The following is a 13,705-nucleotide window of genomic DNA, read 5'->3' as shown; positions in this document are numbered from 1 at the left end:
ATCAAAAAACACGGCCTGACCGGATATGCACATTCCAAAGGGCTTACAAGATTGCGGGTTGACCCCTAACTTTGAAAAATCATCCAATCAGGAGCACCCCATGCTGGACACCAAACCTCATCCGATCATGGCCCGCTGGCCAGCCCAATCCCCGGACAAGATCCAACTGTACTCCTATCCGACCCCAAACGGCGTCAAGGCGTCGATCATGCTTGAGGAAACCGGCCTGCCCTATCAGGCTCATCTGGTGACGCTGGCTGATGCCGATGTCAAAAGCCCCGAGTTTCTATCGCTGAACCCCAACAACAAAATCCCCGCCATCATCGATCCCAACGGTCCGGACGGTGAACCACTTGCCCTGTTCGAAAGCGGCGCGATCCTGCTGTATCTGGCCGAAAAGTCGGGCAAGTTGCTAGGCCAAAGCGCAGCGGACAAGCATCGCATCACCCAATGGCTGATGTTCCAGATGGGTGGAGTTGGTCCCATGCTCGGCCAGCTAGGCTTTTTCTACAAATTTGCGGGCAGCGAGATCGAAGATCCCCGCCCGCGCGAACGCTATATCAACGAGGCCAAACGCCTGCTGAACGTGGTCAACACGCAATTGGACGGGCAGGACTGGATCGCAGGCGAGTTTTCCATCGCGGATATCGCCCTTGCCCCCTGGCTGAACGCATTGGATTTCTACGGTGCAAAAGAGGTTGTCGGCTGGGACGACTACGCCAATGTCGTCGCTTACGTCGACCGTTTCATGGAGCGTCCGGCGGTTCAGCGCGGCAAGACCATACCCGCCCGCGCTTAAACGGCTTCGCGATCGAAAGGGTGCCGAAGCGGGCACCCTTTTTTTGCGGCTTAGCTCGGCAGCGCGCCTGTCAACACGTAGCGCAGGATTTCGACCACCTGAGCGGGTTCTTCCGCCACGGCCAGCGCGGCTGCATCAACTTCTTTCAGCGCGTGTTGATGGTCGGGGCCGTGCAGCACGATGATGGATTTCCCGAGCGCGGCTGCGTAGCCCGCGTCAAAGGCGGCGTTCCATTGTTTGTATTTGTCGCCGAACCGGACGACCACCACATCAGCATCCGCAATACCCTTGCGCGTGCGGATTGCATTGACCATCGCCCCCTTGTGGTCGTGCCAATACTTGTTCGGCTCTTCCCCCAGAATGGCAACACCGCAATCGTCGCTGGCGTCATGATCGGTTACCGGGCTGCTGAAGATGATGTCCAAACCCTGCGCGCCGTCGATGATCTGTTCGCGCCAGTCGGTGTGGATTTCGCCAGAGAGGTATACGTTCAGGCCCATGGGTATCTCCTTTAACCTTTTGCGGCGACCCTAGTGCTATTGCTGCGACAACCCAAGAGAGGGATTGGGCAAACGAGGCGGAATTTCCTGCTACAACCGCAAGAGTTGAAACGGTCGTTGACCGCTCTCGCAATTTTCGACAAGGTTCGAGTAAAGCAATGATCTGAAACAGTTTCCGAGACCACCTTCAGGTGGCAAAAACGGAGCGCAAGACAAGGACGGAACGATGGGCGGGTTTTTCGACGGGTTTGTTCGGCAGGCATCGATTACCAAGCTGAATCAGAACAACCGGGATATGAAAGACGTGGCCAAAGGGATTGGTCAGGTCGTTGCCCATGCGGTTGCGCAACAAGAGCGTATCAATGCGGAAGAAGCCACCAATGCTGAGCTCCGGGAAGAAATAGGTCGCCTGCGACAAGAAGTAGTGGAATTGGATTTTGAGTCTGACCAATGGATTTGCCACTACGTCGCCCAAAAAGCTAAAGCTGACTACCTGATGGACGAATTAGACCGAATATGTGCTGATCAGGGCAGAGAAAACCCTGCTCGGGTACCGGCTTACAAAGACCCCGACACATTGCGCATCCCCTCCGGAGATCGAGAAGGCGAAGCGATGACCTCGGCTGACCACGCGTACATTGATGCGTTTACCAAAAAGTTTGTCGAGCGCTTTGCGCAGAGATGGACGCATCTCAAGAATTGGAAAGACTTCCTGCATGCAAAAGTCTCTTACTGATTTGGCATCTGCAAACTGAAAAGGGGCTCCGAATCCGGAGCCCCTCTTTCTTTGAATAGTTATCAGGAGTCGGTTCAGCCGCGCAGAACGCCGCCGGTCGCTTTGGTAACCTTGGCGATGATCTTCTCGGCCACCGCTTCGATGTCTTTTTCCTTCAGCGTCGCGTCCGAAGGTTGCAGGCGCACCGTGATGGCGAGAGATTTCTTGCCCTCGCCCAGGCTGCCGCCAATGAATTCGTCAAAGACACGTACGTCCTCGATCAGCGCTTTGTCGGCACCCGCTGCAGCATTTACCAGCGTCAGCGCCTCGACACCCTCGTCAACCACAAAGGCAAAGTCACGCTCGACCGCCTGAAGGTCACGCAGCTCCAGCGCGGCACGGGTCGCACCGGATTTACGCGGCAACGGCACCTCGTCCGGCCAGATGGTAAACGCCATCGCCGGGCCTTTGATATCCATCGCTTGCAACACACGCGGATGCAGTTCGCCAAACACGCCCAGCACCTTTTTCGGACCCAGGCAAATCTTGCCGTGACGCCCCGGATGCCACCATGCATCCCCATCGCGCAGAACCTGGACCTTGGCAGGTGCGCCTATGGCGGTCAGGACAGCCTCGGCATCCGCCTTGGCATCGAACACATCCACCGGCCGCGAAGCGCCGTGTACATCCTTTGGACCAGACCGTCCCACCAGCAGTCCGGTGATCTGGGTTTTCTGGTCGCCGGGCTCGCCATCATGGAAGACCGGGCCAACCTCGAACAGGGCCACGTCCGCATAGCCGCGTGCCTGATTGCGGGCAGCGGCCTGCAACAGGCCGGGCAGCAGATCGGGGCGCATATGGCTCATCTCAGACGAGATCGGGTTTTCCAGTTGCGTGGCTTCATCGCCTCCACCGAACAACGCCGCCGAGGCCTGATCAATGAAGGTATAACTGACGCATTCGTTGTAGCCCAGCGCTGCACAGGTACGGCGTGCCATGGACTGACGGCGCTGTGTCGGTGTCATCACGGGTTTCGGGATGCCTTCGGTGACGCGTGGCAGCGGTTTACCCTGCAACTTGGTCAGGGATGCGATCCGCGCGACTTCTTCCACCAGGTCGGCCTCGCCCATGATATCGGGGCGCCAGCTGGGAACATGGGCCATCTCACCCTCAAGGCGGAAACCCAGACGGGTCAGGGTCTGACGCTGTTCGCTTTCCGGAATATCCATGCCGACCAGAGACTGCACCCGTGCCGCATCCAGCTTGTAAGCCCGCCCGTGGTTCGGAGCCTTGCCAGCTTCAACCACGTTGGATGCCTCACCCCCACAGATATCCAGGATCATCTGGGTTGCGTGTTCCAACCCTTCGCGGGTGTATTCCGGGTCGACACCGCGCTCAAAACGATAGCGCGCATCCGAATTGATCTTGAGCGCACGCCCGGTCAACGCAATCTGCACATGATCCCAAAACGCGCTTTCGAGGAACACGTTCACGGTCTCTTCGGTGCAGCCGGTTTCCTCGCCCCCCATGATACCGGCGATGGATTCGGCGCCTTTGTCGTCCGAAATCACCATCATACCGGGCTGCAGGGTGTATTCTTTCTCATCCAGCGCCACCAGCGTCTCGCCACCTTTGGCGCGATGCACTCGCAGGTTGCCTTGCACCTTATCCGCATCGAAAACGTGTAGAGGGCGATTTTGATCAAAGGTCATATAATTGGTGATGTCCACCAAGGCCGAGATCGGACGCAGGCCAATAGCTTTCAGTTGGTCCTGCAGCCACTGCGGGCTTGGACCGTTCTTGACACCCCGGATCAATCGACCCGTGAAATGCGGTGCGCCATCCAGAGTGTCTTCGTCAATGCTGACTTTGATCGGGCACTCGAAATCCCCCGGAACCGGCACATAGTCACGCTGCTTCAAAGTCCCGATCCCACGTGCGGCCAGATCGCGCGCGATCCCTTCGACACCCAGCGCATCCGGACGGTTGGGCGTGATCGCAATCTCGATCATCGGATCGACCTTGGACGGATCATTTTCGGCCAACCAGTCGACAAAACGGTCGCCGACCTCGCCTGAGGGCAGCTCGATGATACCGTCATGCTCCTCCGACAGCTCCAGCTCACGCTCGGACGCCATCATGCCAAAGCTTTCGACGCCCCGGATCTTGCCGACGCTGATGGTAATATCCAGACCGGGAATATACATGCCGGGTTTGCAGACCACGACGGTGATGCCTTCGCGCGCATTGGGGGCACCGCAGATGATCTGCAGATCGCCCTCATCGGTCTCAACCGTGCAGACGCGCAGCTTGTCGGCGTCGGGGTGTTTCTCGGCGTGCTTCACATGGCCCAGCGTAAAACCAGCCAACCGGTCCGCCGGATTCACGATCTCTTCGACCTCAAGGCCAAGATCGGTCAGCGCCTCGGCGATCTCATCAACCGAAGCGTCAGTATCGAGGTGGTCTTTGAGCCAGGACAGTGTGAATTTCATTGCAAGCGGCCTTCTTGGGCAAACATCCGTTTGGCACAGGCAATGGCAAAGAATGAGCCGGGGTGCAAGCGCTGCGCGTCACGGATAGGTGGGGGTGCGGCCCAAAAGCTCGTCCAACTGCCGCCCGATCCAGCCGTGGGGGATGAAATGCCCGCCCGGATGGGTGTCCAGTACCACATGCCCCTGCGCGCAATCCGTCCATTCCACCCGGCTGAGGGTCAGGATCGGCACCACGCTCCACTCACCACGCGGCGTGGCATCGTGGCAGTCATAGGCCGCGCGCCACAAGGCGACCGGATAGGTCGTGTCACCATTTGCGCCATAAGGGAAGTCCATCACCGTATCGCTGAGACCATGCACGTGACGCACCTCGCGCGGGGCTTCGGGGCAGTCTGCCGTCTGACGGATCGAACCTGCAACGGCCAGCAAGGCGGCAACGTCGTTGCCCGACTGGCACACATAGCGCCACGCCATCGCACCGCCGAAGGAATAGCCCGAGACATAGATACGGTCCGGATCAATCGGATAACGTTTCGCTACATCCTCAAGCACCCGATCCGCAAAGGATACATCGCCGGTGTCCGAGGTCCAGAAATCCCAGCTTTTGCCCAATCCGTTCGGGGCTACCAGCAACACACCGCGCAGCTTGGTCGCCCCGGCGATTCGTTCGTGATTCACCACCACAGTCCCCTGCCGCGCCCAGCCGTGGAAATGCAGCAACACCGGCAGAGGCGTTTCTCCGTCCCAGCCATCAGGTTCCAGAACGTGGTATGAACGGTCGCCGACCTGACAGGCGGTATCGCCGTGGCACGTGTCCACGGCGGCGGCTTGGGTTGCGGTCAGCAGAAGAAGGCAGAGCAGTCGGTAAATCATCCACCGAAACCTAGCGAGCCTGCGCCCGCTGTCACGTCACAACCCCGTGGGAGATTGTGACAAGCCGCGCTATCGCCAGACCGTGGGATGGCGATCTTCCAGTTGTGATGGGCAGTTTATGGTGGCCATGTCCGTGTATCGTTCAAACGGAGCGCTTGCAGGGACAAATCGCCAGCCCGTGCGGGCGGTCTGGCGATGGCGCGGCGGCCTATCGGCCTTTGCTCCACGCCTTTCTGGTAAGCTAATATCTAGCTAAGGTTCGCCTCAATCATCAGCTCTTTAATTCTGTCTGCGACTTCATCGGAAGAAAACTCTGATGAAACTCCGGTTCCAAAGTGCATGTCCTGTCGCATTCGATCGATACACTTGATAAATAGACGTTCTGTTTCCGCGTTTGCCTCAACAATACGCCGTGTTTCTTTGGAAGCATGTGCCTCCATCGCACTCATGACTGATGCTCTAGCAGCATTTGTAACTTCGATTACGTCATCCACTCCCGAAAGAAGGACCTTTGCATAACTCATCTCGAATTGACGAAACAACTTGCCAATCTCTGTTATGGCAGCATCATATCGTAAGGCTAAGATAACATCTCGCAGTACAACGACTGTTTCTAGATAGACTTCCAGACGACGAGCTCTCAATGCTGCAGTGCGATCATTTTTTCGCTGCAAGAAGAACAAAGCGATACCACCCAAAAATGCTATCGCAGGACCAAAGTTATTTACCCATTCTCCCAAGTTACCCAGGAAATTGAAATCACGACACACATTCTCGCATGCCGTGATCACGTCCACTTCGCTCACCGCGACAAACCACCATGCAGGTTCGGCATATCCAGTGCCGCGAACCCGTAGTGCCTCAACCAACGCAGATCGCTATCAAAGAATGCCCGCAAATCAGGGATGCCGTATTTCAGCATCGCCAAACGGTCGATACCAATCCCAAACGCAAAACCCTGATAGACGTCCGGATCAATCCCACCGGCGGCGATCACCTTGGGGTGGACCATGCCCGAGCCCAGAATCTCCATCCAGTCGTCACCCTCGCCGATCTTCAGCTGGCCGTTGTCCCAGGAACAGCGGATATCGACCTCGGCCGACGGTTCGGTGAAGGGGAAGTGCGAGGCGCGGAAGCGCAGCTCGACATCGTCGACCTCGAAGAACGCTTTCACGAACTCTTCCAGAACCCATTTCAGGTTCGCCATCGAGATGTCCTTGTCGATGGCCAGCCCCTCGACCTGATGGAACATCGGCGTGTGGGTCTGGTCATAGTCAGCGCGATACACGCCGCCCGGACAAATGATGCGGATCGGCGCGCCCTGCAGTTCCATAGAACGGATCTGGACGGGTGAGGTATGGGTACGCAGCACGTGCGGCGGGCGATTGTCGCCCTCGGCGCGGTGCATGTAGAACGTGTCCATCTCCGCCCGCGCGGGGTGATGGCCGGGGATGTTCAGGGCGTCAAAGTTGTGCCAATCGGTCTCGATCCGCGGCCCTTCGGCGACGGAGAAGCCTAGTTCGGCAAAGATCGCAGTCAGTTCCTCGGTCGCCTGGCTGACCGGGTGGATCGAGCCCTGACGGCGTGCACGGGTCGGCAAGGTGACGTCCAGCCATTCGGTCCGCAGACGCTCATCCAGCGCGGCATCTGCCAAAGCGGCCTTCTTGGCGGACAGAGCCGAGTTGATCTCATCCTTCAGGGCGTTCAGGGCGGGGCCTGCAACCTGACGCTCTTCGGGTGTCATCTTGCCCAGCTCGCGCATCTTCAACGCGACCTCGCCTTTTTTGCCAACAGCCGCGACACGGATCGCCTCAAGTGCGTTTTCGTCGCCAGCTTCGGCGATTTGGCCCAGGTATTTTGCCTTAAGATCGTCCATGACGGCCCTCTGAATTTGGTCGAGAACCTGCTATCGGCCCCGCCCTGCGAATGCAAGCGGGACGGTGCGGATCAATAGCTGTATTCCGGGAAAATCCGGGTCAGGTCGCCATTCCAGTCACCATTGTAGTGATCCAGCAACTCATCAGCGGGAACCTTGCCGGTGTCGATGCTTTCCTTGAGCGCATTCAGGAAATGCGTCTCGTCCGGGACCAGACCGCCCGCACCGGGGAAGGCGCGGGATTTAAGGCCCGCCTCAGAAATCGCTACGACCTCACGCGCCAGATCATGCATGTTGATGTCGCCGACCTGCGCCTGAAGGCCATGAACCGCGGCCTGAACACGCAGTTCCTCGCGCGTTTCAGCGTCCCAGCCCTTGACCAGATCCCAGGCCGCATCCAGCGCGCCCTGATCGTAGGTCAGACCAACCCAGAAAGCAGGCAGCGCGCAGAGACGACGCCATGGGCCACCATCGGCGCCGCGCATCTCCATGAATTTCTTGATCCGCGCTTCGGGGAAGGCGGTGGTCAGGTGATCGGCCCAATCACTGAGGGTCGGCGTTTCGCCCGGCAGGGCTGGCAGCTCACCTTTCAGGAAATCGCGGAACGACATGCCCAGCGCGTTGATATAATTTCCATCGCGATAGACAAAATACATCGGCACATCGAGCGCATATTGCACGTAGCGCTCGAACCCGAAGCCGTCTTCGAACACAAAAGGCAGCATCCCGGTGCGCGCATCGTCCAGATGCCGCCAGATATGGCTGCGCCAGCTTTTCTGACCGTTGGGCTTGCCCTCGAAGAAGGGCGAATTGGCAAACAGAGCGGTCGCCACCGGCTGAAGCGCAAGTGCAACACGCAGTTTCTGCACCATGTCAGCCTCGGACCCAAAGTCGATATTGACCTGCACGGTGCAGGTGCGCCGCATCATGGCGCGGCCCATGGTGCCGACCTTCTCCATATAGTCGTTCATCAGCCGATAACGCCCCTTGGGCATCAACGGCATTTCCTCGTGGGTCCAGATCGGGGCGGCACCCAAGCCGATGAAGCCAACGCCAATCTCATCGGCGATATCCTTCACCTCACGCAAGTGGATGTTCACCTCATCGCAGGTCTCGTGGATCGTCTCCAACGGGGCACCTGACAGCTCCAGCGCGCCACCCGGTTCCAGGCTGACATTGGCACCATCTTTTTCCAGACCGATCAGCTTGTCGCCTTCGCGCACCTCGCCCCAACCATGGCGGTCCCGCAGACCTTCCAGCACAGCCACAATCGAGCGTTTGCCCTCAAAGGGCAGCGGCTTCAGCGTGTCTTTGCAATAGCCGAACTTTTCGTGTTCGGTGCCAATGCGCCAGTCTTCTTTGGGTTTGCAGCCTGATTCCAGGTATTCGGCCAGTTGTTCATGGCGTTCGATCGGACCGCCGCCGGACTGAGGGATGGACATGAACCGTGCTCCGATCCTGATGTATCTGTCTTGAAGGTCAGTCGTGGTCTTAAATGACGCTAGTGTCAATGCAACCGCAAATGCGCTGGGCGCGACGGGGTGCGTTCCCAGATGACCACGGGATGCCGCGATTTGCCGTTGAGTTCTGACAACATCTGTTCCGTTTTCAGCCCAGGCAGGCTGGAAAACACGTCAAACAATGCCTCGGCCCCTTCTGCATTCACAGGAATGTGAAGCGTCGGCTGTCCCGACTGATCCAAAACCCAATGCGCGGGGCTTGAGGTCGGGTCGAGCGCAAGCCTTTCAATTTCGCGAGTCGCAACAATACCGCCATCCAGAGGGCCGAGATAGGTGATTTGTCCTTCGTCCACCGTCACGACGCCCTGCCCGCCTGCGCCGGTTCTGAACCGGGCGCGCTGCACGCCAATCACGGCCAGCGCCGCAGACACCAAGATCAAGACCCAACCCAACCATGCCAGCAACCCACCCGGCCCGCTGACCCAGCTAAGGCCCAGGATCAGGACAAAGACTGCAACCAGAACTTCGCGCCAACGCCACAGCGCCAGTTTTGCCTCGGGTCGGATGAAACTCATGACAGGGCCTCGAAGGAAAACTCTATTGCGTAAGTCACAAGTCTTAAGTTGGGGATCGCGCGCGCTGCGGCCAATGTCCGTTTGTCAAAACTGTGAGCCACGATCACTCCACGGATGGCCTGAGGTTCGTCTTCGGCGATCAGATCGCCCATATATCCCAGAATCTGCCCGACAACCCGGCTATCTGTCTTCCCGGCTTTCAATTCAATGACAACCATCTGACCGGACGGGTCTTCGCAAAGGATATCGATGAATCCAGAATCGACCGAACGTTCCGCGCCGTCATCTATGATGGTCAGGCCAATCTCCAGAGCGGATATGTTTCTGCGCAAGGCTGCTTGCATGTCGCGCTCCAACGCGAAACGCTGTTTCTCAGATTGCTCCGACTTGGCATGTTCGGTCGGATCTCTAGGTGTAGGTTCATCCAACTCAGGATCAAAACCTTCCGAAACGAACCGCGCATATCGGCGTAACGCGCCTTTCAACGATTGGAGACGGGTGTAGACTCTGCCGCTAAAATCCACCTTACTCGGGTTGGGCCGCCCAGCCCGCTCATCTTCTTTCGAATAGGTGAAGTCCTCGACCAGCTTGTCCAGGCCACCGTCTGAGAGCAGGGGCAGCAATTCACCATAATGCTTCTCAATGGCCCGAATATGGGCCATTTGGGTATTGCAGGTGTTTTCATTGTAGCCTTGAGCGACCAGCCAGTCCTGATATTTCCCTTTCACGACCAATCCCCCAGCGCCTGCTGCCACATCGTCAACGCAGCCACAGCCGCCGTATCCGCCCGTAGGATGCGCGGACCCAGGCTGACAACATGCGCATAGGGCAAAGCTGACAGACGGGCGCGCTCTTTATTGGAAAAGCCACCTTCCGGGCCGATGAGAATCGCCCACGGGCGACCTTTTTCATTGGCAGCCAATCGCAGGGCAGAGCCGACCTCGGCCTCGTTGCAGAACATCAACTGCCGGTCTTCAGGCCAGCCATCCAGCAGGCGATCCAGCCGCTGAAGATCGGCGACCTCGGGCACGAATGTTCCACCACACTGCTCTGCCGCCTCAACTGCATGGGCCTGCAACCGGTCTTGCCGGATGCGTTCGGAATTGGTGAATTCGGTCTGAACAGGCATGATGCGCCCCGCACCCATTTCAGCGGCTTTTTCCACGATGAAATCGGTACGCGCCTTTTTGATCGGCGCGAACAGGAACCACAGATCGGGCGGCAACTGCAACGGTTTCGTCTGCTCAACGCAGGTTAACGTCCCACTGCGTTTGCCCGCGTCGGACACTTCCGCCAGCCATTCTCCATCTTGCCCGTTGAACAGGGCGACCTGCCCTTTGACAGCAAGACGCATGACGCCAAACAGGTAATGCGCCTGGTCGCGCGTCAAAGGAACCGATTGCCCCTGACCCAAGGGCTGCTCTACATACAGTCTGATCTTCGCACTCATGAGGCCTTACATATGCAAGGCAATGCCCCAACACCAGATGGTCAAGTCGCCGATGCCGTCACCGGCAACTGGGTCGACACTTATGCCCCGGCCTTTACCCGCCCCTATCTGCGCCTCAGCCGCGCGGACCGGCCCATTGGCACGTGGCTGTTGTTGATCCCGTGCTGGTGGGGGCTGGCGCTGGCAATCCTGCATGACGGTCAACCCCGATGGGAAGATCTTTGGATTGCCGTTGGATGCGCATTGGGGGCTTTTCTGATGCGTGGCGCCGGCTGCACCTGGAACGACATCACCGATCGAGAGTACGACGGGCAGGTTGAACGCACACGCTCGCGCCCGATTCCTTCGGGGCAGGTCAGCGTCCGGCAGGCTGCATCCTGGATGATCCTGCAATGCCTGCTGGCGCTTGGCATCCTGCTGAGTTTCAATCAGGCGGCGATTGCCATGGGCGTGCTGTCCTTGCTGCCGGTGACGATTTACCCATTCGCCAAGCGGTTCACATGGTGGCCGCAGGTGTTTCTGGGGTTGGCCTTCAATTGGGGCGCGCTTTTGGCTTGGGCAGCGCATAGTGGTTCGGTCGGGTGGCCTGCAGTAACGCTGTATCTGGCAGGCATCGCGTGGACCTTGTTTTATGACACGATCTACGCCCATCAGGATGCCGACGATGACGAGCTGGTGGGGATCAAGTCCACAGCCCGCCTGTTCGGCAAGGATACAGCTAGGTGGCTGAAGTATTTTCTGGTTGCGACGGTATCGTTGATGGGGCTGGCCATAATTGATGCAGGGGTACCGAACATCTCGATCCTGGCTCTGGTCGTTGCGCTCGGCGGTCCTTGGGCAATGGGCTGGCACATGATGTGGCAACTGCGCTGTCTGGACCTGGAAGACAACGCCAAGCTGTTGCAACTGTTCCGGGTCAACCGAGACACCGGCCTGATTCCGCTGATCTTCCTCTGCGTCGCGTTGCTGCTCTGATTGCACCTGCCGATTGGGGGTTGTAAAGATCGGGCCAAACGCCTGAGGAGTGTCAAACCCAAACATGCGTCTGCCTTTTTTTATCGCTGTTGTGCTGATCTTTTTGGTCTCAGCCGGGCTGTCCCTGGTGGCGGCAAGCTATGCCGTTACCAAGATCGAAGAGACATCAGAATTCGCTGTACGGCGTTCACTGGACCTCAAAGGTCATGACTGGGCCGAGGTCGAATCCGACGGTCTGCGTGTGATCCTGACAGGAACCGCACCGGACGAGGCCACACGGTTCAACGCGTTGACCGCTGCGGGAACCGAGGTCGACACATCCCGTGTGATTGATGAAATGGAGGTCGAGGCCACCTCGGCCCTGGCCCCACCGCGATTCTCGGCAGAAATTCTGCGCAACGACAGCGGTATCTCGATCATCGGTCTGATTCCGGCTAGCGAGGACAGGGCCGATCTGATCGACCGGCTGAGCAATCTGGACCCGAGTGTTGCAGTTTCGGACTTGATGGAAACCGCGGACTATCCCAAGCCCGACGGCTGGGATGCTGCCGTGTCTTACGCCATCGAAGCCCTGGCGCGCCTGCCCCGCGCCAAGATTTCCGCCAGTTCTGATCTGGTCCGCATCACCGCGATTGCCGACAGCCAGCAGGAAAAACAACAGCTCGAGCAGGATCTGACCCGCGCCGCGCCGCCCAGCCTGAGGATCGGATTGGCGATTTCGGCCCCTCGACCGGTCATTACACCTTTTACGCTGCGCTACTTGATCGATGATGAGGGCGGGCATTTCGACGCCTGTTCTGCGCAGGATGAACAGGCTCGCGACCGCATCGTGGCCGCCGCGCGTGAGGCGGGATTACAAGGCATCTATAGTTGCACCATCGGCCTGGGAGAACCCTCACCAAGCTGGCCCGAAGCCGCCGAACAGAGCATTCAGGCGCTATCCAAAATCGGCATGGGCACCGTGACGCTGTCTGATGCGGACATCACGTTGGTTGCGGCGCAGGGTACAGACACTGTCCTTTTTGACCGGGTAGTAGGTGAGCTTGAAGCCGCCTTGCCACCCGTATTTGCGTTGCACGCCGTGTTGCCGGAACCAGAGATCGCGGATGCATCCGGCCCGGTTGAATTCTCGGCGACCCGCAGCCCCGAGGGGCTGGTGCAACTGCGTGGCCGTCTGGGCGATGAGACCCTGCGTGACATGGTCGACAGCTACGCCCGTGCAGCTTTTGGATCCGATCAGGTTTACACCGCCACACGCATTGTGTCCGATCTTCCCTCGGACTGGCCTGTGCGTGTTCTGGCCGGGCTGGAGGCTTTGGCGCAGCTGCATAACGGGGCCCTGACCGTGACGCCTGATACCGTCGAGTTGGTCGGCCTCAGCCACGAGGAAGACGCCAAGGCCCGTATCGCTGGTCAGCTGTCGGACAAGCTGGGTGAGGGGCAGGAATTCACCCTGATGATCACCTATCAGCCACCGCCGGAACCTGAAGACGCTCTGCCTGACCCGGCGATTTGCGAACAACAGATCGCTGACGTCCAAGCGTCCAGCAAGATCGCATTCGAACCCGGATCAGCCACGATTGCCTCGGCCTCGCGCGATACCGTGAACCAGATTGCCGATATCCTGCGGGACTGCGGGTCGATTCGGCTGGAGATTCAGGGCCACACCGACAGCCAGGGCCGTGAAGAGATGAATCAGCAACTCAGTCAGGCACGCGCGCAGTCTATTCTGAACGAATTGCGTGGGCGACGCATTCCTACCAGCAGCTACTCCGCAGTGGGATATGGTGAAACGCAGCCCATCGCTGATAATGACACCGAGGAAGGTCGGGAAGAAAACCGCCGCATTGAATTCCGCCTGATCCGCCCCGAGCCTGTCAGAGCCGACGAAACAGGTCTCGAAGCGCTTGAGGCTGAGACAGAAGCTGACGCGCCCGAGACAGACCAGACTGACACGACCGCACCAGATGCGGATGCAGAGGACCAGTAA

Annotated in this window: 13 protein-coding genes; 4 read left to right on the top strand and 9 right to left on the bottom strand. The window is 58.6% G+C overall.

From position 1 onward, the window contains the following. Window positions 1-100: 100 nt before the first annotated feature. Window positions 101-799, top strand: coding sequence for a glutathione S-transferase family protein (locus ALB80_RS10300; RefSeq protein WP_050603985.1), 699 nt, complete (start codon window positions 101-103; stop codon window positions 797-799). A 50-nt stretch (window positions 800-849) separates the two neighbouring features. Here ALB80_RS10300 and ALB80_RS10295 read toward each other — a convergent pair whose 3' ends face one another. Next, entirely contained in the window at window positions 850-1,299 is a 450-nt protein-coding gene (locus ALB80_RS10295) for a YtoQ family protein (protein WP_050603984.1), read from the bottom strand. Between the two features lie 226 nt (window positions 1,300-1,525). On the opposite strand from ALB80_RS10295, the gene ALB80_RS10290 reads away from it, so the two are divergent. Next, window positions 1,526-2,035: a hypothetical protein gene (locus tag ALB80_RS10290; RefSeq protein WP_050603983.1), complete on the top strand. Its 510-nt coding sequence runs from the start codon at window positions 1,526-1,528 to the stop codon at window positions 2,033-2,035. Between the two features lie 74 nt (window positions 2,036-2,109). Here the strand turns inward: ALB80_RS10290 and pheT are convergent, their stop codons facing one another. The 8 genes from pheT to ALB80_RS10250 all read right to left on the bottom strand — a co-directional run bounded on the left by pheT (window position 2,110) and on the right by ALB80_RS10250 (window position 10,740). Continuing rightward, window positions 2,110-4,506 (bottom strand): phenylalanine--tRNA ligase subunit beta, encoded by a 2,397-nt coding sequence (pheT, locus tag ALB80_RS10285; RefSeq protein ID WP_050603982.1) that lies wholly within the window; start codon window positions 4,504-4,506, stop codon window positions 2,110-2,112. A 78-nt stretch (window positions 4,507-4,584) separates the two neighbouring features. After that, the gene (locus ALB80_RS10280; RefSeq protein ID WP_050603981.1) at window positions 4,585-5,379 is read right to left on the bottom strand and encodes a PHB depolymerase family esterase; all 795 of its coding nucleotides are present in this window, start codon (window positions 5,377-5,379) and stop codon (window positions 4,585-4,587) included. Window positions 5,380-5,627: 248 nt separating this feature from the next. Further along, the gene (locus ALB80_RS10275) at window positions 5,628-6,185 is read right to left on the bottom strand and encodes a hypothetical protein (RefSeq protein WP_050603980.1); all 558 of its coding nucleotides are present in this window, start codon (window positions 6,183-6,185) and stop codon (window positions 5,628-5,630) included. After that, window positions 6,182-7,255, bottom strand: a complete 1,074-nt coding sequence (pheS, locus tag ALB80_RS10270) for a phenylalanine--tRNA ligase subunit alpha (protein WP_050603979.1) — start codon at window positions 7,253-7,255, stop codon at window positions 6,182-6,184. Before pheS ends, ALB80_RS10275 begins: the two co-directional genes overlap by 4 nt. A gap of 71 nt (window positions 7,256-7,326) precedes the next feature. Then, the gene (locus ALB80_RS10265; protein WP_050603978.1) at window positions 7,327-8,697 is read right to left on the bottom strand and encodes a glutamate--cysteine ligase; all 1,371 of its coding nucleotides are present in this window, start codon (window positions 8,695-8,697) and stop codon (window positions 7,327-7,329) included. Between the two features lie 65 nt (window positions 8,698-8,762). After that, window positions 8,763-9,290, bottom strand: coding sequence for a hypothetical protein (locus ALB80_RS10260; protein WP_050603977.1), 528 nt, complete (start codon window positions 9,288-9,290; stop codon window positions 8,763-8,765). Further along, window positions 9,287-10,018: an endonuclease NucS domain-containing protein gene (locus ALB80_RS10255; RefSeq protein WP_050604225.1), complete on the bottom strand. Its 732-nt coding sequence runs from the start codon at window positions 10,016-10,018 to the stop codon at window positions 9,287-9,289. The genes ALB80_RS10260 and ALB80_RS10255 overlap by 4 nt, the downstream gene beginning before the upstream one ends. Then, entirely contained in the window at window positions 10,015-10,740 is a 726-nt protein-coding gene (locus ALB80_RS10250) for a 16S rRNA (uracil(1498)-N(3))-methyltransferase (RefSeq protein ID WP_050603976.1), read from the bottom strand. The genes ALB80_RS10255 and ALB80_RS10250 overlap by 4 nt, the downstream gene beginning before the upstream one ends. 12 nt (window positions 10,741-10,752) lie before the next feature. On the opposite strand from ALB80_RS10250, the gene ubiA reads away from it, so the two are divergent. Both ubiA and ALB80_RS10240 read left to right on the top strand, forming a co-directional pair. After that, window positions 10,753-11,715 carry a 4-hydroxybenzoate octaprenyltransferase gene (ubiA, locus tag ALB80_RS10245; protein WP_050603975.1) on the top strand — a complete coding sequence of 321 codons (963 nt, stop codon included), beginning with the start codon at window positions 10,753-10,755 and terminating at the stop codon, window positions 11,713-11,715. A gap of 64 nt (window positions 11,716-11,779) precedes the next feature. Next, on the top strand, window positions 11,780-13,705 hold the full coding sequence (locus ALB80_RS10240) for an OmpA family protein (RefSeq protein ID WP_050603974.1): 1,926 nt from the start codon (window positions 11,780-11,782) through the stop codon (window positions 13,703-13,705).

It is taken from the genome of Ruegeria sp. 6PALISEP08 (assembly GCF_001238295.1).
Classification (GTDB): Bacteria; Pseudomonadota; Alphaproteobacteria; order Rhodobacterales; family Rhodobacteraceae; genus Ruegeria.
The sequence above is the reverse complement of the archived record's forward strand: the minus strand, read 5'-3'. Positions and strand labels throughout refer to the sequence as shown.

Excerpts from the sequence above, each read along its gene's own strand:
- ALB80_RS10260 (WP_050603977.1), bottom strand. The coding sequence starts at position 9,290 with ATGAGTTTCATCCGACCCGAGGCAAAACTGGCGCTGTGGCGTTGGCGC.
- ubiA (WP_050603975.1), top strand. The coding sequence starts at position 10,753 with ATGCAAGGCAATGCCCCAACACCAGATGGTCAAGTCGCCGATGCCGTC.
- ALB80_RS10240 (WP_050603974.1), top strand. The coding sequence starts at position 11,780 with ATGCGTCTGCCTTTTTTTATCGCTGTTGTGCTGATCTTTTTGGTCTCA.
- ALB80_RS10295 (WP_050603984.1), bottom strand. The coding sequence starts at position 1,299 with ATGGGCCTGAACGTATACCTCTCTGGCGAAATCCACACCGACTGGCGC.
- ALB80_RS10265 (WP_050603978.1), bottom strand. The coding sequence starts at position 8,697 with ATGTCCATCCCTCAGTCCGGCGGCGGTCCGATCGAACGCCATGAACAA.
- ALB80_RS10250 (WP_050603976.1), bottom strand. The coding sequence starts at position 10,740 with ATGAGTGCGAAGATCAGACTGTATGTAGAGCAGCCCTTGGGTCAGGGG.
- pheS (WP_050603979.1), bottom strand. The coding sequence starts at position 7,255 with ATGGACGATCTTAAGGCAAAATACCTGGGCCAAATCGCCGAAGCTGGC.
- pheT (WP_050603982.1), bottom strand. The coding sequence starts at position 4,506 with ATGAAATTCACACTGTCCTGGCTCAAAGACCACCTCGATACTGACGCT.
- ALB80_RS10280 (WP_050603981.1), bottom strand. The coding sequence starts at position 5,379 with ATGATTTACCGACTGCTCTGCCTTCTTCTGCTGACCGCAACCCAAGCC.
- ALB80_RS10300 (WP_050603985.1), top strand. The coding sequence starts at position 101 with ATGCTGGACACCAAACCTCATCCGATCATGGCCCGCTGGCCAGCCCAA.
- ALB80_RS10290 (WP_050603983.1), top strand. The coding sequence starts at position 1,526 with ATGGGCGGGTTTTTCGACGGGTTTGTTCGGCAGGCATCGATTACCAAG.